15 protein-coding genes are annotated in these 18,835 nt (G+C 62.9%); 12 read left to right on the forward strand and 3 right to left on the reverse strand.

Annotation, left to right across the window (positions count from 1 at the left end; genetic code table 11):
• The first annotated feature begins 65 nt into the window (after positions 1–65).
• A complete protein-coding gene (locus NKI99_RS24740; RefSeq protein WP_352612371.1) occupies positions 66–857 on the forward strand; it encodes a GGDEF domain-containing protein in 792 nt (263 codons plus the stop codon).
• A gap of 224 nt (positions 858–1,081) precedes the next feature.
• Here NKI99_RS24740 and NKI99_RS24745 read toward each other — a convergent pair whose 3' ends face one another.
• A complete protein-coding gene (locus tag NKI99_RS24745) occupies positions 1,082–2,914 on the reverse strand; it encodes an ATP-binding protein (RefSeq protein WP_352612373.1) in 1,833 nt (610 codons plus the stop codon).
• Between the two features lie 154 nt (positions 2,915–3,068).
• Here NKI99_RS24745 and NKI99_RS24750 point away from each other — a divergent pair, with 154 nt between their 5' ends.
• The 3 genes from NKI99_RS24750 to NKI99_RS24760 are packed head-to-tail and all read left to right on the forward strand — an operon-like array spanning position 3,069 to position 4,517.
• On the forward strand, positions 3,069–3,632 hold the full coding sequence (locus NKI99_RS24750) for a helix-turn-helix domain-containing protein (protein WP_352612375.1): 564 nt from the start codon (positions 3,069–3,071) through the stop codon (positions 3,630–3,632).
• 4 nt (positions 3,633–3,636) lie between these two features.
• Positions 3,637–3,945 carry a hypothetical protein gene (locus NKI99_RS24755; RefSeq protein WP_352612377.1) on the forward strand — a complete coding sequence of 103 codons (309 nt, stop codon included), beginning with the start codon at positions 3,637–3,639 and terminating at the stop codon, positions 3,943–3,945.
• A 44-nt stretch (positions 3,946–3,989) separates the two neighbouring features.
• Positions 3,990–4,517: a GNAT family N-acetyltransferase gene (locus NKI99_RS24760; RefSeq protein ID WP_128305785.1), complete on the forward strand. Its 528-nt coding sequence runs from the start codon at positions 3,990–3,992 to the stop codon at positions 4,515–4,517.
• A 4-nt stretch (positions 4,518–4,521) separates the two neighbouring features.
• On the opposite strand, the gene NKI99_RS24765 is transcribed toward NKI99_RS24760, so the two are convergent.
• A complete protein-coding gene (locus tag NKI99_RS24765; RefSeq protein WP_352612379.1) occupies positions 4,522–5,400 on the reverse strand; it encodes a LysR family transcriptional regulator in 879 nt (292 codons plus the stop codon).
• Positions 5,401–5,522: 122 nt separating this feature from the next.
• Here NKI99_RS24765 and tmpA point away from each other — a divergent pair, with 122 nt between their 5' ends.
• Both tmpA and tmpB read left to right on the forward strand, forming a co-directional pair.
• Complete coding sequence (gene tmpA / locus NKI99_RS24770; RefSeq protein WP_352612381.1) at positions 5,523–6,674, forward strand: 2-trimethylaminoethylphosphonate dioxygenase; 1,152 nt, start codon at positions 5,523–5,525, stop codon at positions 6,672–6,674.
• Positions 6,671–7,261 carry a (R)-1-hydroxy-2-trimethylaminoethylphosphonate oxygenase gene (gene tmpB, locus NKI99_RS24775; RefSeq protein WP_127293138.1) on the forward strand — a complete coding sequence of 197 codons (591 nt, stop codon included), beginning with the start codon at positions 6,671–6,673 and terminating at the stop codon, positions 7,259–7,261. Before tmpA ends, tmpB begins: the two co-directional genes overlap by 4 nt.
• Before the next feature lie 73 nt (positions 7,262–7,334).
• Here the strand turns inward: tmpB and NKI99_RS24780 are convergent, their stop codons facing one another.
• Complete coding sequence (locus NKI99_RS24780; protein WP_352612383.1) at positions 7,335–9,155, reverse strand: NAD(P)-binding domain-containing protein; 1,821 nt, start codon at positions 9,153–9,155, stop codon at positions 7,335–7,337.
• 420 nt (positions 9,156–9,575) lie between these two features.
• Between NKI99_RS24780 and NKI99_RS24785 the strand changes: the two genes are divergently transcribed.
• From NKI99_RS24785 to NKI99_RS24810, 6 genes are all read left to right on the forward strand, one after another.
• On the forward strand, positions 9,576–10,730 hold the full coding sequence (locus tag NKI99_RS24785) for a DUF6600 domain-containing protein (RefSeq protein WP_352612385.1): 1,155 nt from the start codon (positions 9,576–9,578) through the stop codon (positions 10,728–10,730).
• A gap of 256 nt (positions 10,731–10,986) precedes the next feature.
• Positions 10,987–12,768 carry an acetolactate synthase 3 large subunit gene (locus tag NKI99_RS24790; protein WP_352612387.1) on the forward strand — a complete coding sequence of 594 codons (1,782 nt, stop codon included), beginning with the start codon at positions 10,987–10,989 and terminating at the stop codon, positions 12,766–12,768.
• Between the two features lie 86 nt (positions 12,769–12,854).
• A complete protein-coding gene (gene ilvN / locus NKI99_RS24795; protein ID WP_023757090.1) occupies positions 12,855–13,427 on the forward strand; it encodes an acetolactate synthase small subunit in 573 nt (190 codons plus the stop codon).
• Positions 13,428–13,542: 115 nt separating this feature from the next.
• Positions 13,543–14,139 (forward strand): LysE family translocator, encoded by a 597-nt coding sequence (locus tag NKI99_RS24800; protein ID WP_352612389.1) that lies wholly within the window; start codon positions 13,543–13,545, stop codon positions 14,137–14,139.
• 250 nt (positions 14,140–14,389) lie between these two features.
• On the forward strand, positions 14,390–15,661 hold the full coding sequence (locus NKI99_RS24805) for an efflux RND transporter periplasmic adaptor subunit (RefSeq protein WP_352612456.1): 1,272 nt from the start codon (positions 14,390–14,392) through the stop codon (positions 15,659–15,661).
• The gene (locus NKI99_RS24810) at positions 15,658–18,819 is read left to right on the forward strand and encodes an efflux RND transporter permease subunit (protein ID WP_352612391.1); all 3,162 of its coding nucleotides are present in this window, start codon (positions 15,658–15,660) and stop codon (positions 18,817–18,819) included. The genes NKI99_RS24805 and NKI99_RS24810 overlap by 4 nt, the downstream gene beginning before the upstream one ends.
• Positions 18,820–18,835 lie beyond the last annotated feature (16 nt).

Genomic DNA, 18,835 nt, shown 5'->3' on the forward strand with positions numbered 1-18,835 from the left:
AAATTAACCCTCCGTAAGCCCGCCCATGCCATAAGATCAGTGGGCACTTTTCCAACGGGGAGCAGATGCGTTTCCACAAGGCGGAATCAGCATTTTTCGTCTTTATATTCGTGATCCTGGCCGCCGGCCTGGTGACGCTGCATGCTTACGGACTTCTGCAGTCCTTCGCCGACGAGTTGCATACGGCTTCGGGTCTGGACAAGGTCATCTATCTCAACAAGCTCTTGTTCGCGACCGGCGTGCTCCTGGCCACCGCGCTGTTCTTCGGCATTTTCTTCATCTATCCGCTGATCCGCAAACAGGCGACGGAGGAAGGCAAGCTGCGCGCCATGACGGTCTCGCTCAGCGCGCGCTCGGAAACACTCGAGCATGCGGCGTTGACCGACGGCCTGACCGGCATGCAGAACCGGCGCTATTTCGATGATGCGCTGAAGGAGTATCTTGAGGAGTTCCAGCGCATCGAAAAGCCCGTCGGTCTGATGATCCTCGATCTCGACCATTTCAAGCAGGTCAACGACACCCACGGCCATGACGTCGGCGACGAAGTGCTCAAGGCCGTCGCGAACTGTCTCAAGGACATGACGCGCTACCACGATGTGGTAGCGCGATTGGGCGGCGAGGAGTTCGCCGTGGTCACGCCCAATATGGACGCCGAGCTTCTGGGCAAGTTTGCCGAGCGCATCCGCAAGGCGATCGCCAACATGTCGGTGCTGTCAGGCAATGTCCGCCTCAAGATCACCACCAGCGTCGGGCTCGCCGTCTGGGACCGCAAGGAAACAGCGGAAGAGTTCTATCGCCGCGCCGACCGCCAGCTTTACGAAGCGAAGAGGCAAGGCCGCAACCGCGTCTGCGCCTGAAAATCCCATCACTGAATTCGTGAGGCTGGCCGTCTGGCGCCGTTTTCTGCGCTTCCGATGCTCACGGACTCAAATGTCCGCTCCGCTTCGGTTCTCGAAAACAGCACCACCCGACTCAGCCTGACGAATTCCCTGACGGGATTTACCCAGGCTTTTCCAAACGGATCTCGGAAGCCCTGACTTGGGTGCACAGACCCATCCGCCGATGTGCGTGACGCCCAAACTCAATCGTGTTGCGGGCGCAGGCCGAAGGTTGCGGGCTTGAGGCCGTAGCGCATGTCGAAATCGTCGTCCGATGGCGCGCGTGCGGCGGGTGGCTTGCGGTAGTCGGGATCGCCGGCCTGGCGGCCTGAATCGACGACCTCGGCGAAGGCCATCGCCTGCTGCGTTGATTTCGGCACGTTGCGCAGTCGTTCCACGATCGCCACCAGATCGACATCGTCGCCGGCTTTCGACGAGGCGGCCTCTTCGCGCTTGGCGGTGCCAGGAAGCAGGTGGCTCGGCAGTTTTTCGAACTTCAGCCGCATGGTCGTCGCCACGCCTTCGCCAAAGGCGATGGCTTCGCGCTGGCCCATGGAGGACAGGAAGGCAAGCGTCGAGGCGGAAGAATCGGCAATCGCCGAGCGGATGATCGCCTGGTCCTGCTCATTGGCAAGCCGCATGGCGAAAAAAGTCGAGCATTGCGACAGGATGGTCGGGTCGAGCTCGCCAGGGCGCTGGGTGACGACGCCGAGATAGCAGCCATATTTGCGGCCTTCCTTGGCGATGCGCGACAGCGCGTGCCTTGTCGGCGCGAAGCCGAGGCGCGGGTCGGCCGGCATATAGCGGTGCGCTTCTTCGCACAAAAACAGAAGCTGCAGCTTGCCCTCGCTCCACAGAGCGAGGTCGAAGGCCAGGCGCGCCAGCACCGAGCAGACCGAATTGACCACTTCCGACGGCATGCCGGCCATTTCGAAGCAGGTTACCGGGCGGCCATGATGCGGCACGCGGAAGATGTTGCCGATCGTCTCGTGGATGGTGTCCTCGATCAGGCGCGAGTTGAACATGAAGCGATAACGTGGATCGGCCGCCGCCGATTCGATGCGCGTCTTCAGCGATTTGAGCGTCGGGCGATCGGTCTTGCTTTCGAGCATGCCCATGCGCTCATCGATCTGCTTGAGCAGGTCGGCGATGCGGTAAGGCACCGGCGTATCGGCGGTCAGCGCATCGCTGCCGCGCCTGATATAGGAGCCCGAATTCGGGTTGCGGTAGAGATTCTTGGCGGCCGGAATGAGGTCGCGCAAGGCGTCGATTTCTTCCGGCTCGGTCTCGCGGCCCCGGAACAGCACCTCGGCGAATTCCTCCAGCGTGAACATCCAGAACGGAAGATCCAGGGTTTTGGAATCGACCCTGACGCAGTATTCGGGCAGCGATGCAGCGAACTCGTTGTGCGGATCGAGGATCAGGATGCGCAGATCCGGCCTTGCCGCGATCGACTTGCGCAGCAGCAGCGAGACGGCGGTGGATTTGCCGACGCCGGTCGTGCCGACAATGGCGAAGTGACGCGCCAGCGTATCGTCGATGGCGATGTTGGCGGCGATCGTCTCGTCCTGCGCTAGCGTGCCGATCGTGATCGAATGACGCCCCGCGAGGTCATAGACCGCCTGCAGGTCGCGGGTGCGGATGCGATGCGCAACGGCGCCGATATGCGGATAGGTGGTGATGCCGCGGTCGAAGACCGGTTTGGCGCCGGGCTCTGCTCCGTCACGGACTTCGCCGATCAGCTCGATGCTGACCTCGATGGCGTTCTGGCCCTCATTGCTCCACGCGCGGTCCGACTTGCCGATTGCGTAGACCAGGCCGACGGTTCGCGTCGATCCGAGATTGATGGAAATCATCTTGCCGACCGTCCACAGGCCGGTCACCGCGCCGTCGGCGTCGTTCGCGTAGGCGCTGATGGTGGCGCGCGCGCCATCGCATTGCACGACATTGCCGAGGATGCGCTTGTCGTTCTGCTCTGCGTCGCGGCGCTCCTGCGATGTCGGTTCTCCAACGGAGGCTTCGCGTTCGACATACATGGACAGGCCAATCCCCATTTCCCTGGAGCATCGATGCTACCCGAATGGGGTTAAGGCCCGATGAGGTCGGATGGTGTAGAGAGCATTAAGGGGCTCGTGAAAATTGTCGCAAGGCGGCTCTTCTCCGGCGTCTATATTTCGCTATAATAGACATATGGATGATATAGCGAACGACATTTCCTCGACGATCGGCCGCAGGATACACGCCGAAAGAATCGCGCGCGACTGGTCCCTGGCCGAACTCGCGGAGCGTTCCGGCGTCTCGAAGGCGATGCTCAGCACGATCGAGCGGGGCAAGACCAGCCCGACGGCGGCGCTTCTGGTGCGCATCGCGTCGGCCTTCGGCATGACGCTGTCGACCTTGATCGCGCGCGCGGAATTGCAGGGCGGCGGGCTGTTGCGCGAAGCCGACCAGCCGGTGTGGCGCGATCCCGACACCGGCTATGTTAGGCGGCATCTTTCGCCGGCTGGCGATATGCCGCTGGAACTGATCAAGGTGCATCTGCCGGCGGGCGCCAAGGTCAGTTTTCCGGCCGCTTCATACGCCTTCATCAAGCAGCAGATATGGCTGATTTCCGGGCGGCTCGAATTCATCGAAGGTGAGGCGGTGCACAAGCTTGTATCAGGCGACTGCCTGGCGCTCGGGGCGCCGTCGGACTGCACCTTCCATGCCCTGGAGCCCGGCGCCGACTATCTCGTCGCGCTGGTCAGGGGCTGACACAATGGCAAGAAGACCAAGGCGCTCCCATAATGGGGGGCCGCCTCTCGATGAGTACAAGGGCCCGCCATGGGGCAAGGGCGATCCCTACATCTTTCTTGCCTGGCAGGCCGCCCATGCCAAGGCGTGGAAGGCGCCGAGCCACGAGGTGATGCTGTTGCGCATGGACAGAGCCGAGCGGCTTGGCCTGACCTATGAGGAGTACACGCTCGAGATCCTCGAGCGCGGGCGGCATCTCGGGCACGAAGACGCCGACCGCATCAGCGCCATCAAGGCGGCGCGAAAGCGACGCCGCGCGCGCCATCTGGACTGACAGCAATACGCCCGCTTCTATGGCAATCACAGGATATCCTGCACATGAACTCGATCGAGATCGCAACCCTGAACCCGGCTGCCGAGACGCAGGACATGCTGGCCGAATTGCTGGTCGCAACGGTGGCGGCCGGCGGTTCGGTCAGCTTCATGCATCCGTTGGCGCCGCAGGCGGCAAGGACGTTCTGGGAAAAATCGCTGGCCGCGGCGGCAAGGGGCGAAAGATCGGTGCTTGGCGCCTGGGATGGCAAAAACCTGGTCGGCACCGTGACCTTGCTGCTCGATTGTCCGCCCAACCAGCCGCACCGGGCCGAGATCGCCAAGCTGATGACATCAGTCGATTACCGGGGCAGGGGTGTGGGAACGCGCCTGATGCGGGCCGCCGAGAGCCTTGCCATCGAGAGGGGCCGCACGCTGCTGGTTCTGGACACGGCGACCGAGGAGGGCGCCTCAGGCCTCTATGAGCGGCTGGGCTTCACGCTGGCCGGTGAGATACCGGACTATGCCCTGAAGCCGCATGGCGGGCTGACCGGCACGTTGATCTACTGGAAGCGGATCGGGCCAATCTCATAACCAGTCATGCCGGCGCGGAGAGGCGCGACAGCAACCACTGGCGGAAATCCTGTTCGGCTCCGGTCAGGCGTGCTGTCGACGCCTTGGTTAGGAAATGCCCCGATGTGCTGGAAAGTTCATAGTCGGAAAGCCTGACCAGCGTCTTGATGTCGAGCGCCGCATCGACCAGCGGCCGCGAGCCCAAAAGCACGCCGGCGCCGGCGCTCGCCGCCTCCATGGCGGTGACGAAACTGTCGAAGCGGTGCGATCGTCTGAGATGGCCAGCCAGTCCAGCGGCGGCGAACCATTCCGCCCACATCTCGCGCGCGCCGGCGACCAGAAGCAGCGGCAGGGAAGGCCAGTCGTCGTCGCCGGCGAGCGCAGGTGCGGCCACCGGCACGAGCCGCTCGGCGGTCAGTCTGTCGGCTTCGCGGCCGGGGAAGGATCCGTTGCCGAAGCGGATGTCGAGCACCGAGCCCGGCAGATCGTAGTCGGCAGGGCGATGGATCGTCACCAGATCGAGCTGGATGCGCGGCAGTGCCTTCGCGAGATCGGGCAGCGCCGGAACCAGCATGAGCAAGGCAAAGGAGATCGGCGCCCGGATGGTCACGGTCTGGACGGCACGCGGCTCGAACAGTTCCGCGGTGCTGTTGCCGATGGTGGCGAAGGCCGACTGGATGTGAGGCAGGTAGGCTGCTCCCTCCGGCGACAGTGCGACGCCGCGCGCCAGCCGCGAAAACAGGCGTGTCTTCAGCCGCTCCTCGAGAAACCGGATGTGCTGGCTGACGGCTGCCTGGGTGAGACCGAGCTCGGCTGCCGCCGCGGTGAAATTCGACAGCCGCGCCGCCGCCTCGAAACTGCGCAGCCAGTCCAGAGGCGGCACCGGTGTATTTGTACGAGCCATTAGTATTCTGCGGTCATTGGCTAAAAAATGATAATTTGAGTTATGTCTGTCGCGCGATCAACATGCAATCGAAACCCTGCGGATCAGGCTGCGGGGGACGCAATGGACAGGAACGGATCTCCATGCTCACCCAGGCGCGGATCGGCGACGAAGGCAGAACAATCGACCTTGGCTGGCAGGACGGGTCGCGCAGCCGTTTTCACGCCATGTGGCTGCGCGACAATGCGCTGGACGACAAGACGCGCAGCGCCGGCAATGGTCAACGGCTCATCACCATTCTCGACATTCCCGCCGACACCAGGATCGGCGCCGCATCGATCAAAGGCGGCGCCCTGGAAGTCAGCTTCGTGCCCGAGCAGAAGACGGTCAGCTTTCCCGCGGCATGGCTGAGCGCCAATGCCTATGATCGTGACGCAGGCCGCCAGCCCGGCTGGACAGGCGAGGCCACCGTGCGATGGACCAAGGCCTCGATGCAGAATTCGGTGCCGCGCGCCGGCTATGTTGCGGCCAGCCGCGATCGCGCTGTGCTGGGGCAATGGCTGTCGGCGGTGAAAACCTATGGCTTCGCGGTGATGGACGATCTGCCGACCGAATCCGGGGCACTGTGCAAAGTGTCCGATCTTTTCGGCTACATCAGGGAAACCAATTACGGGCGCTGGTTCGAAGTGCGCGCCGAGGTCAATCCGAACAATCTCGCCTACACGAATCTCGGCCTCCAGGCGCACACCGACAATCCCTATCGCGACCCTGTGCCGACGCTGCAGATCCTGTCCTGCATCAAGAATACGGTTGAGGGCGGCGAGTCCAGTGTCGTCGATGGGTTTGCAGTCGCGGCTGCGCTGCAGGCTGAGAACCCGGAAGGCTTCCGGCTGCTGAGCTCATGCCCGGCGCGCTTCGAGTATGCCGGCTCTTCCGGCGTGCGGCTGCAGGCGAAGCGGCCGATGATCGAGCTCGGGCCCGATGGCGAGCTGATTTGCATCCGCTTCAACAACCGCTCGCTGGCGCCGACGGTCGACGTGCCGTTCAGCGATATGGAAGCGTACTACGCCGCCTATCGCCGGTTTGCGGAACTGATCGAGGATCCATCCTTCGAGGTGACGTTCAAGCTCGAAGCGGGGCAAGCGTTCATCGTCGACAACACCCGCGTCATGCATGCCCGCAAGGCGTTTTCCGGTACCGGTAAGCGCTGGCTGCAGGGTTGCTACGCAGACAAGGACGGTCTGCTGTCGACGCTCGCGGCAATCGAGCACGGGTTCAAGGAGGCCGCGGAATGAGCGGCCAGGATTTGAACGCGGACACCATCGTCGAGTTCATCGCCGACATCTTCGAGCGCCGGGGCGCCGAATCCTATCTCGGCGAACCCGTCACCATGTCGGAGCACATGCTGCAGGGTGCCTGGTTCGCTGAAAAGGACGGCGCGCCGGACGAACTGGTGGCGGCGGCGCTGCTGCACGACATCGGCCATTACACCAGCGAGTTCGGCACCTATTCGCCCGAGGATGTCGAGGACAAGCATCATGACGAGGCCGGCGGCGAGGTGCTGGCGCCGTTCTTTCCACCTGTCATCGTCGAATGCGTCAGGCTGCATGTCGCCGCCAAGCGCTATCTCTGCGCCACCGACCCGACCTATTTCGGCAGGCTTTCGCAGGCCTCGGTGCACACGCTGTCGCTGCAGGGCGGGCCGATGAATGCCGAGGAGGTCGCCGAGTTCCGCAAGAACCCCTTCCATGAGGAAGCGGTCCGGGTCCGCATCTGGGACGAGAGCGGCAAGATCGCCAACATGAAGACACGGACATTTCGCGATTACGTGCCGCTGCTGCAGCGGGTGGTGATGCAGTTCGCCGCGGGTAAGCCGGCGTAAATTCCCTAGGGAAGGAGGCAGGGTGCAAGCCGTGCCTCCTTCTTTCTTCCGGCTTCGCCGGAATGGCGCTCGCCTACCCCTTGTGGTGCACCTGCTGCAGCCCGTAGACCGGCGTCGCGATCCCTTCATGCCGCGCCTTCAATTGCAGCGACAGAAATTGCGAATAGTGACGTGACTGGTGCAGATTGCCGCCGTGGAACCACAGCGCTTCCTGTTGCGTCGGCTTCCACATGTTGCGCAGCTCACCTTCCCAGGGGCCGGGATCCTTGGTGGTGTTCGAGCCGAGGCCCCAGCATTTGCCGACCTTGTCGGCGGTTTCGCGAGATATCAGATCGGCGGCCCAACCGTTCATCGAGCCGTACCCGGTGGCGTAGACGATGAGGTCCGCAGGCAGTTCCGACCCGTCGCTGAGCAGAACAGAGTGCTGCTTGATTTCCTCGACGTCGACGCCGCTCTTCAGCTTGATCGAACCATCGATGACCAGCTGCGAGGCGCCAACATCGATATAATAGCCGGAGCCGCGCCGGAGATACTTCATGAACAGGCCGGATTCGTCGTCGCCCCAGTCGAGCATGAAGCCGGCCTTTTCCAGACCCTTGTAGAATGCCGCGTCGCGCTTCTTCATCTCGGCATAGGCCGGGATCTGGAACTCGTGCAGGATCTTGTAGGGCAGCGAAGCGAAGATGAGATCGGCCTTGGCGGTGGTGATGCCATTCTGCAGCGCCTGCTCCGAATAGAGCGAACCCAGTCCAATTTCCATCAACGTGTCGGACCTGGAGATATGGGTACTCGAGCGCTGCACCATGGTGACGTCCGCGCCGGCTTCCCAAAGTGCCGCTGCGATGTCATGGGCGGAATTGTTGGATCCGATGACAACGGCCTTTTTGCCGGCATAGGCGTCGGGACCCGGATGCTTCGACGAGTGGTGCTGGTCGCCCTTGAAGGTCTCCATGCCCTTGAATTTCGGCAGATTGGCCTTGCCGGACTGTCCGGTTGCCAGCACCAACTGCTTGGGCTTCAGCGTGATGTCCTTGCCGTCGCGGTGGACGACAACGGTCCATTCCTTTTTCTTGTCGTCATAGGAAGCGCTTTTGGCCTCGGTCGAGGACCAGTAATTCAGCTCCATCACCTTGGTATACATTTCCAGCCAGTCGCCGATCTTGTCCTTGGGCGAGAAAACCGGCCAGTTCTTCGGGAAATCGATATAGGGCAGATGGTCGTACCAGACCGGGTCATGCAGGCAGAGCGACTTGTAGCGCTTGCGCCAGCTGTCGCCGGCCCGCTCGTTCTTCTCGATGATGATGGTGGGAACGCCAAGCTGCCGCAGCCGCGCGCCGAGCGCGATACCGCCCTGGCCACCACCGATGATCACCGTATAGGGCTGCGTCTTGAAGCCGAGCTCGGCGGTTTCCCTCTCGCGTTCTTCTTTCCATGTCGGACGGTTCTTGCCCGAGCCGTGCCTGGCGCCCATCGGCCGCGCAAAGCCTGCCGGCTCCTCGTGGCCTTTCAGTTCGGCCATGGTGGTCAGCAGCGTCCAGATCTTGCCGTCCTTCAGCCTGACATGGCCGAAGCCGCGTGCCACCTCCGTCTCGAAGCTGATCCAGCCTTCGATCAACCCGTCGCTCTCCGTCGCGTCCTCGCCCTTGGCGATGGCGAAGTGTGACGGCCTGGTCTTCGACAATTGGCTTTTCAGCATGTCGCGGACCTGGTCGCGGCCTTCCATGGTCTTGATGTTCCAGGTGAAGGTGACGAGGTCGCGCCAGTAGCAATCCTCTTGAAAGCAATCGACCGCTTTCTCGATGTCATTGGCGGCAAGCGCGGCGCCGAATCGATCGAGCAGGTCGGACAGTTTCTTGCTAGGGGCCGTGTTCTTGCTAGAGGGCTTGTCGAGCATCAGGTTTCCTCCCGTGAAATCCAGATCGTCATGGTGGTGGCTCCGCCGGGCTCGCCGCCGGACGATCAAGTATCGTCAGAGATGGCGGCCCTCGTCACGCCCCACCATAGTTTCCAGCGATTTCAATGGTCTATCCTATAAGTGAGATCGCCGGACAGTTTCGGAATCGCTCGGGCGCCGGAAACGAACGTTCCATTTGTGAATGCCGCGCCGGTCGCGCAAAATTGATGGTCAAATGCCGCAATGCGGTCACCGAGGCCGATGACAACCGATCGGTGAGAAGCCGGGAAGCGGTGGCGGGCAACAGGACGGTTCCCGGGATTTTTTGGATGCGGAACTCTGGAGCCCGTTATGATCATCGTACCTTTTATCCAAGCGTCTTCATGTCGCTCCCTTGGCCGGCGTGGACGCGCAGCGGCAATGGCCGCGGTCATGGCCTTGAGCGCGACCCTGACCGGCCCGCTGGTGCTGCCCGGAACGCAGGCGCATGCGGCGGAAATTTCCGTCACCGTCCGCGAAAGGCTTTCGAACTATGGCGGATGGCGGACCTCCAGCCGTTTCGGCGATGTCTGGGTTCCCTCGGTCCGTACCGAATGGCGACCCTACACCGAAGGCAGGTGGGTCTGGACCGACGATGGCTGGTACTGGCAGTCCACCGAGCCATTTGGCGATGTCGTCTATCACTATGGCCGCTGGGCCTATGATCCCGATTTTGGCTGGGTGTGGATCGCCGGCGATCAATGGGCGCCAGCCTGGGTGGTCTGGCGCCAGGGCGGCAATGATGTCGGCTGGGCGCCGGCACCACCCGACGTAGATGTCGCCTTCGCCGATTCCTGGTGGTGTTTCGTGCCGGTGGCGGCGATCGGCGCGGTCGATCTGGTCAGAGTGGTACGGCCTGCCACTGAGAACGTCGGCATCGTGCGCAACACGACGATCATCAACCAGACGGTCCTGGTCAACAAGGCGCCGCACGTGCGGCTTGGCAACCAGGTGGTTGCAATCAATGCCGGACCCCGGCTGCAGCAACTCCCGAAGCCCGTCATCGAGTCGATCAAGGCGGCAAAATTGGTTCCTCCGCGCAAAGGCGTGTTTGCCAGTGCACGGCTCGATGCTTCCAGGGGCGCCGAGATCAAGAGACTTGCCGGCAATACAAAGGGGAACGGGCAAATCGTGGCGGGCTCCAAGACTGCGATCGGCGGCAAGGCCATTTCCCCCGGCGCGGTGGCTGCCAGCAATCCGGCCGTCGTGAAGCCTGGCGACGCCGTGAGCAAGCGGATGGCCGCCGGCAACGGCGCGAAGGCCGATGCGCTCAAGCTGCATGCCGACAGGACCGCGGGCGACGGACGCATCGTTGTCAAATCGTCGCCCAAACCGGTTTCGCCCAAGCCGGTTTCGGGGCAGCGTCTTGCACTCGGTGGCGGGCAACAAAAGCCGCATCAGCAAGCGTTGGCAATGCACATGCCCCAGCACCATGGCCCGGCAAGGGTGGCACCCCACCATCCGCCAGAGAAGATGGAGGCCAGGAAGGCGTCCAAATGCGATCCACGCGTTTCCCGCTGCAAGGCGCCGGGCTGACACCGCAGTCGCGCCTGTACGCTGTGCGCGCCGGCGCGATTTTTCCCGTTGACAGGCTGCCTTGCCCGCCCTTAGTGTCCGCCACCATGAAAACGGCACTCATTCTCGTAGGAAAGCGCGTGGGCAAGGCGGTGTAACCGCCGGGCGAAAACCCCCCATGCGCAAGACACAGGCTCCCTCGGGGGCCTTTTTTATTGCCTGAAACACGACTAAACGACCAGCAAACGCCCAATGGCGACAGTACGGGACCAGACCGATGAGCAACGGACAGAACGAGCGGCGCGAGATGACAGGTGCCGAAATGGTGGTGCAGGCGCTGAAGGACAATGGCGTCAAGCATGTCTTCGGCTATCCGGGCGGCGCTGTCCTTCCGATCTATGACGAGATCTTCCAGCAGGACGATGTCGAGCACATACTGGTGCGCCACGAGCAGGGCGCTGGCCATGCAGCCGAAGGCTATGCGCGCTCGACCGGCAAGGCCGGCGTCATGCTGGTGACCTCCGGCCCCGGTGCCACCAATGCCGTGACGCCGCTGCAGGACGCGCTGATGGATTCGATCCCGCTGGTCTGCCTGACGGGGCAGGTGCCGACCTCGCTGATCGGCTCCGACGCTTTTCAGGAATGCGATACGGTTGGCATTACCCGCCCCTGCACCAAGCACAACTGGCTGGTGAAGGACGTCAACGAACTCGCCGCGACCATCCACGAGGCTTTCCATGTCGCGACCACCGGCCGCCCCGGTCCGGTCGTCGTCGATATCCCGAAGGACGTGCAGTTCGCCAGGGGATTCTACGTCCCGCCGCAGATCGCGCCGCGCACCAGCTACCAGCCCAAGGTCCAGGGTGACCTGGAAAAGATCAAGGCGGCGGTCGAGCTGATGGCCAGTGCCAAGAAGCCGATCATCTACAGCGGCGGCGGCGTCATCAACTCCGGCCCGGAAGCGAGCCATCTGCTGCGCGAACTGGTCGATCTCACCGGTTTTCCGATCACCTCGACGCTGATGGGCCTCGGTGCCTATCCGGCATCAGGCAAGAACTGGATGGGCATGCTCGGCATGCACGGCACCTATGAAGCCAACATGGCCATGCATGACTGCGACGTGATGATCTGCATCGGCGCGCGCTTTGACGACCGCATCACCGGGCGGCTGACCGCGTTCTCGCCGAACTCGAAGAAGATCCACATCGACATCGATCCGTCGTCGATCAACAAGAACGTCCACACCGAGGTGCCGATCATCGGCGATGTCGGCCGGGTGCTGGAGGATATGGTGCGTTTGTGGCGTGCGAGCGCCAAGGCCGACAAGAAGGCGCTCTACCCCTGGTGGGAGCAGATCGCCAAATGGCGTGCGCGCGACTCGCTCGCCTACAAGATGAACAACGACGTGATCATGCCGCAATACGCCATCGAGCGGCTCTACGAGCTGACCAAGGGTCTGGACACCTACATCACCACCGAGGTCGGCCAGCACCAGATGTGGGCGGCGCAGCACTATCATTTCGAGAAGCCGAACCGCTGGATGACGTCGGGAGGGCTGGGCACGATGGGTTACGGCCTGCCGGCGGCACTCGGCGTGCAGATCGCGCATCCAGGCGCGCTGGTCATCGACATTGCCGGCGACGCCTCCGTGCAGATGACGATGCAGGAGATGAGCGCGGCCGTGCAGCACGACGCGCCGATCAAGATCTTTATCCTGAACAACCAGTACATGGGCATGGTGCGGCAGTGGCAGCAGCTGCTGCACGGCAACCGGCTGTCGCATTCCTACACCGAGGCGATGCCGGACTTCGTCAAGCTGGCCGAGGCCTATGGCGGCCACGGCATTCGCTGCGAGAAGCCGGACGAGCTGGACGACGCGATCAAGGAGATGATCTCGGTCAGGAAGCCGGTGCTGTTCGACTGCCGCGTGGCGACGCTCGCCAACTGCTTCCCGATGATCCCGTCAGGCAAGGCGCACAACGAGATGCTGTTGCCCGACGAGGCGACCGACGAGGCGGTGGCCAACGCCATCGACGCCAAGGGCAGGGAACTGGTGTAGCCGGCAGAACCAAGGCAGGGCTGTCGCGAGAAAGCCCTGCGCAAACAGAGAATTAGCTCAAGAGCCTGAAAAACGAGATTCATGTCATGAACGCACAGCTACAACCGACCGGCTCCGCCTATTTCATCGCCAAGGAGACGGAAAAGCCGGAAAACCACACGCTTTCCGTGCTGGTCGACAATGAGCCGGGCGTGCTTGCCAGGGTCATCGGCCTGTTTTCCGGGCGCGGCTACAACATCGAGAGCCTGACCGTCTCCGAGACCGAGCATGAAAAACACCTGTCGCGCATCACCATCGTGACGCGCGGCACGCCGCATGTGCTGGAGCAGATCAAGCACCAGCTCGAGCGCATCGTGCCGGTTCACCGCGTCGTCGACCTGACCGTGCGTTCGCATGAATCCGGCCAGGAGCGGCCGCTGGAGCGCGAACTGGCGCTGGTCAAAGTCGCGGGCACCGGCGAGGCCCGCGTCGAGGCGTTGCGGCTGGCCGATGCGTTCCGCGCCAGCGTCATCGACGCCAACACCGAGCATTTCATCTTCGAGATCACCGGCAAAGGCTCCAAGATCGACCAGTTCATCGCCATCATGAAACCGCTCGGCCTGGTCGAAATCTGCCGCACCGGCGTGGCAGCGTTGAACCGCGGCCCGCAGGCAATGTAGGACTTCGGCGGGGCTGGCGTCGAACGCGTCAGCCAGTTTCCATGGTGAGGCCGTCCGTAGCCTTTGCGGGGTCGCCGAGAAGAGACAAGATGCTGACTTGTCAGGGAAGATATCCATGTCGCTCGACGCATTCCTTGCCCTGCTTGTCTACGCCTTCGTGACGTCGATCACGCCGGGGCCAAACAATCTCATGCTTCTGGCATCGGGCGTGAATTTCGGCCTCGTCAGAACCGTTCCGCACATGCTGGGCATCAGCATGGGTTTCCTCGTGCTGCTGCTTGCCGTCGGTCTTGGCCTCGGCGCTGTGTTGACGGCGTTTCCGGCGCTGCATACCGTGCTCAAGATCGCCGGCGGCGCCTATCTTTTGTACCTCGCCTGGAAGATCGCCATGTCGCGCACGCTGACCGGCAAGGGCGAGACGAAAGCGCGGCCCATGCGCTTCATCGAGGCAGCCGCATTCCAGTGGGTCAATCCCAAGGCGTGGGTGATGGCGATCACCGCCATGGCCGTCTATGCCAATGCCGAGCACCCGTTCCTGTCGGTGGTGTTGATCGCCGTGGCTTTCACCATCGTCAATTTGCCGAGCGTCTCGGTGTGGGTTGGGTTCGGCACCGCACTGCGCGGTTTCCTGTCGGACCCGGTGCGGCTGAAATGGTTCAACATCGCCATGGGCGTGCTGCTGGCGGCGACGCTTTGGCCGATGCTGAGGTAGGCCCGGGGCGCATCATCTGATCTTTGAGGGACAGGATCCGGAGTCTCGGGCGTACCGCCCAGATCGGGATTGAGCCCGTGTTGCACATCCGTTGTGCAGTGCACATTAAATCTTCGTAATGCCGCCTTTTGGCCCTTTTCCGACAAAGGCGTGTCCTATCTATTCGGCGAAATCGCGGCAGTGAGCCGTGAGTTGCGCTAGAATACGACCACCTGGTTATGGCGTGTCGGACAGAGAGGGCCTTTTGTCGATGCGTGGAAAAGTCATTCTTTCATTGCTTGCGGTCGCCTGTGTCGGCGCGGCCTGGCTCTATCTGTCTCCGGACACGCTGAGCAGAGTTCAGCAGCTTATCGGCGCAAAGCAGGTCGCGGCCGCGGACAAACCGACCACCGACAAGCCGGCAACGGGGGGCAAGTCGGCAGGTGGCGGCAGCGGCGCCCGCTCGGCCTCCATCCTCTCGGCCGTCGCTTCGACAGCCGATTTCCCGATCCGGCGCTACGCCATCGGCTTCGTCTCCTCTCCAGCCGTCGTCAACATCAACGCGCGGGTGTCCAGCCAGATCGTCTCCATCGATGTCAAGGACGGGCAGATGGTCAGGGTCGGCGACGTTCTGTTTTCGCTCGATGACCGGGCGCTGAAGGCGCAGCTTGCCAAGGATCAGGCGGCGCTCGCCAAGGATCAGGCGATGCTCGCCAGCTCGCAGTCGGATCTTCAGCGCGCGAAGGATCTGGTCGCCAAGCAGGCCGGCACGCAGCAGACCTACGACCAGGCCGTCGCCGCGCAGAAGGCTGCCGCAGCGACTGTCGATGCCGACAAGGCGACAATCGACGCCGACAATGTCCAGCTTGGCTTCGCCACGATCACGGCGCCGATTTCCGGCAGGCTGGGCGCAGTCAGCGTCGCCGTCGGCGATCTCGTCACCGTCAGCAATGGCAACAGCAGCACGGCCACTCCGCTGGTGACCATCACCCAGATGGACCCGCTGCAGGTCAACTTCAATCTTCCCGAGAGCAACCTGGCTTTGCTGCACAAGGCGCTTGCCAACCCGCAGCAGGGCGCGGTGACACTGACCAAGGACGGCGACCCGACGCCGATCGGCAAGGGCACGCTCGATTTCGTCGACTCCAGCGTCGACACCGCGTCGGGCACGATTGCCACGCGGGCAAGCATTCCCAATGCGGACCTTTCGCTATGGCCCGGCCAGTATGTGAATGTCGTGCTCGACGCCGGCATCATGCCGCAGATGACATCGGTTCCGACCGTCGCGGTGCAGCCAAGCCAGAAGGGGCAGTTCGTCTATGTGGTCAAGCCGGACAACACGGTCGAGATGCGGCCGGTGCAGGTGGCGCTGACCGAAGGCGACAACAGCGCCATCAGCCAGGGGCTGAAAAGCGGTGAGAAGGTCGTCACCGAAGGCCAGACGAGGCTGAAGGACGGCGCGGCGGTGCATGAGGGCAAGGCCACGGCGAATGCTGCTCCCAAGGTGGCCGAGGCGACCAACGCCGGCGAGGCGGCCCAATGATCTCCGAATTCTGCATACGCCGACCCGTCGCCACCCTTCTGATGTCGTTCGCCCTTGTGCTGGGCGGGCTGTTCGCCTACAAGTTCCTCCCGGTGGCCGCACTGCCCAGCGCCGAATTCCCGGTGGTCAATGTCTCGGCTTCGCTGCCCGGCGCCTCGCCGGAAACCATGGCGACATCGGTGGCGACGCCGCTGATCAAGCAGTTTGCCACCATCGCCGGCATCGATTCGATCTCGACCACGAACTCGCTTGGCCAGACCTCGATCGCCATCCAGTTCGTGCTCAACCGCGACATCGATGCGGCGGCGGCCGATGTGCAGGCGGCGATCGCGCGCACGCAGAAATCATTGCCGCCGCAGATGACGGCGCCGCCGAGCTATCGCAAGGTCAATCCGGCCGACGCGCCGATCCTTTTGATGTCGCTGGTCAGCGACACGGTTCCGCTGACCGATCTCGATGCTTTCGCGGAAAATGTCATCTCGCCGTCGCTGTCGACCATCGACGGCGTGGCGCAGGTCTCGATCTTCGGCCAACAGAAATACGCGGTGCGCATCCAGATCGACCCGACCGCGCTTGCCGCGCGCGGCATCTCGATCGATCAGCTGCAGGCGGCGGTCGCCTCGGCCAACAGCAACACGCCGCTGGGCGTGCTGCAGAACGACAAGCAGCAGCTCACCATCACCGCCAACACGCAGCTGACCGACGCCGCCGGCTTCTCCAACATCATCATCGCCACCAAAAACGGTCATCCCGTGCGGCTGGGCGAGGTGACCCGCGTGGTCGATTCGGTGCAGACCACCACCACCGCAAGTTGGTACGATGGCACCCGCGCGATCATCATGGCCGTGCAGCGCCAGCCCGATGCCAACACTGTCGACGTCGTCGACAAGGTCAAGGCGATGCTGCCGTCCTTCAAGGACCAGATGCCGGCCGCCGCCGACATCAAGCTGCTTAACGACCGCTCCAGTTCGATCCGGCAGGCGGTCAGCGACGTGCAGTTCACGCTGTTGCTCACCATTGCCCTGGTGATCATGGTGATCTTCGTGTTCCTACGCCGGGTGACGGCGACCATCATCCCGGCCGTGGCTGTGCCGATCTCGCTGATCGCCACGCTCGGCGCGATGTTCCTGTTCGGCTTTTCCATCGACAACATATCGCTGATGGGCCTGACGCTGGCGGTCGGCCTCGTCGTCGACGACGCCATCGTGATGCTTGAAAACATCTTCCGCCATATGGAGGAGGACGGGCTGTCGGCCTTCGACGCATCGCTGAAGGGCGCGCGCGAAATCGGCTTCACCATCATCTCGATCTCGATCTCGCTGGTGGCGGTGTTCATCCCCGTGCTGCTGATGGGTGGCGTCATCGGGCGCATCTTCAACGAGTTCGCCGTCGTGGTGACGGTCGCCATCCTGGCGTCGATGTTCGTGTCGCTGACGCTGACGCCGATGCTGTGCTCGCGGCTGCTGTCGGTGACCAAAGCCGACCGTGACAAGCATGGCCCCGGTCATAAGCAGGACCTCGTCACCCGCGGCTACGACAGGGTCTTGAGCTTCTGCCTGCGCCACACCTTCCTGGTGTTCCTCGTCTTCGTCGGCACCGCGGCAGCGTCGGTGTGGCTGATCCAGACTTCGCCGAAGGGTTTCTTCCCGCAGGAGGACATCGGCCAGATATCGGTGACCACCATCGCACGTCAGGACATCTCTTTCGATGCCATGTCCAGGCTGCAAGGACAGGTCGCCAGCGTCTTCTCGCATTCGCCCTATGTCGCCCATGTGGCGTGGTCGGCGGGCAGCGGCAACAATGCGCTCAATCAGGGGCAGCTTTTCGTCCAGCTCAAGGGCAAGGACCAGCGCCCCGATATCGAGAAGGTGCTTTCGGATCTGCGCAAGCAACTGGCCGGCGTGGCGGGCATCGAGACCTACATGCAGCCGGTGCAGAATTTGAGGCTGGGCTCGCGGTCGTCGGCAAGCGCCTACCAGCTCGTGGTTCAGGGCCTTGATACCGGCCTGACCGATATTTGGGCGCAGAAACTGAACGACGCGATGGCGGCCGACCATGCGAACTTCACCGACGTCACCAGCGACCTGCAGAACAATGCGTTGCAGGCGACGCTGGTGGTGGATCGCGACAAGGCCGCCCAGCTCGGTATCGATACCGACACGTTGCGCTCCGCCCTCTATGGCGGGTTCGGCACCGACCAGGTTTCGACAATCTTCGGTTCGGCCGACAGCTACGAAGTCATCACCGAGCTCGATCCAAAGATCGAGTGGTCGCCCGAGCGGATGCTGGCCATCCAGATGAGGACGGCGAGCGGCAGTCTGGTTCCGCTCGGCGCCTTCGCCCGGGTCGATCGCACGGCCGGCGCCCTGACTGTCAACCAGCTCGGCCAGCTTCCAGCCGTGACCATCTCCTACAATCTGCCGCAGGGCGTGGCGCTGGGCGACAGCGTGACGCGCATCAATGCGCTGAAGGAGCAGATCGGCATGCCGACGGTGATCTCGACCACCTTCGCCGGGACGGCCAAGACCTTCCAGGATTCTCTTGCCAACCAGGGTTTTCTGGTCGGCGGCGCAATCCTGACCATCTACATCGTGCTCGGCATCCTCTACGAGAGCTTCATCCACCCGCTGACAATCCTCACCGGCCTGCCGTCGGCTGTGCTCGGGGCGGTTGTTGCCTTGCGCTTCGCCGGTATGGATCTGTCTGTCATCGCGGTGATCGGCATCCTGATGCTGATCGGCATCGTCAAGAAGAACGGCATCATGATGGTCGACGTCGCGCTTGAACTGCGACGAGACGGCATGTCCGCGACCGAGTCGATCCACAAGGCCTGCCTGATGCGGTTCAGGCCGATCATGATGACGACGCTGGCGGCACTGATGGGCACATTCCCGATTGCGCTCGGCACCGGCGCCAGCGCCGAACTGCGCCAGCCGCTGGGCGTTGCCGTTGTCGGTGGTCTGCTTGCCTCGCAGGCGCTGACCCTGTTCGTGACGCCGGTGATCTATGTCTACATGGAGAATTTCTCTGGCTGGCTGGTCGGGCTTTGGTCGAAGCGCAAGGGCGAGCCAGGCCCGGTCGAAGCGGGGGATCAGCCGTCGCTATTCGAAGCCAGGGAAGACATGCTGCCCGAACCGCAGCGGGCGGCGGCCGAATGATGTGACAGGGCCAGCG

The sequence above is a fragment of the Mesorhizobium sp. M0239 genome (assembly GCF_040321815.1).
Lineage (GTDB): Bacteria > Pseudomonadota > Alphaproteobacteria > Rhizobiales > Rhizobiaceae > Mesorhizobium.

Excerpts from the sequence above, each read along its gene's own strand:
- NKI99_RS24745 (WP_352612373.1), bottom strand. The coding sequence starts at position 2,914 with ATGTATGTCGAACGCGAAGCCTCCGTTGGAGAACCGACATCGCAGGAG.
- tmpB (WP_127293138.1), top strand. The coding sequence starts at position 6,671 with ATGAGCGGCCAGGATTTGAACGCGGACACCATCGTCGAGTTCATCGCC.
- NKI99_RS24810 (WP_352612391.1), top strand. The coding sequence starts at position 15,658 with ATGATCTCCGAATTCTGCATACGCCGACCCGTCGCCACCCTTCTGATG.
- NKI99_RS24750 (WP_352612375.1), top strand. The coding sequence starts at position 3,069 with ATGGATGATATAGCGAACGACATTTCCTCGACGATCGGCCGCAGGATA.
- NKI99_RS24805 (WP_352612456.1), top strand. The coding sequence starts at position 14,390 with ATGCGTGGAAAAGTCATTCTTTCATTGCTTGCGGTCGCCTGTGTCGGC.
- tmpA (WP_352612381.1), top strand. The coding sequence starts at position 5,523 with ATGCTCACCCAGGCGCGGATCGGCGACGAAGGCAGAACAATCGACCTT.
- NKI99_RS24790 (WP_352612387.1), top strand. The coding sequence starts at position 10,987 with ATGAGCAACGGACAGAACGAGCGGCGCGAGATGACAGGTGCCGAAATG.
- NKI99_RS24765 (WP_352612379.1), bottom strand. The coding sequence starts at position 5,400 with ATGGCTCGTACAAATACACCGGTGCCGCCTCTGGACTGGCTGCGCAGT.
- NKI99_RS24785 (WP_352612385.1), top strand. The coding sequence starts at position 9,576 with ATGGCCGCGGTCATGGCCTTGAGCGCGACCCTGACCGGCCCGCTGGTG.
- NKI99_RS24740 (WP_352612371.1), top strand. The coding sequence starts at position 66 with ATGCGTTTCCACAAGGCGGAATCAGCATTTTTCGTCTTTATATTCGTG.
- ilvN (WP_023757090.1), top strand. The coding sequence starts at position 12,855 with ATGAACGCACAGCTACAACCGACCGGCTCCGCCTATTTCATCGCCAAG.
- NKI99_RS24800 (WP_352612389.1), top strand. The coding sequence starts at position 13,543 with ATGTCGCTCGACGCATTCCTTGCCCTGCTTGTCTACGCCTTCGTGACG.
- NKI99_RS24780 (WP_352612383.1), bottom strand. The coding sequence starts at position 9,155 with ATGCTCGACAAGCCCTCTAGCAAGAACACGGCCCCTAGCAAGAAACTG.
- NKI99_RS24760 (WP_128305785.1), top strand. The coding sequence starts at position 3,990 with ATGAACTCGATCGAGATCGCAACCCTGAACCCGGCTGCCGAGACGCAG.
- NKI99_RS24755 (WP_352612377.1), top strand. The coding sequence starts at position 3,637 with ATGGCAAGAAGACCAAGGCGCTCCCATAATGGGGGGCCGCCTCTCGAT.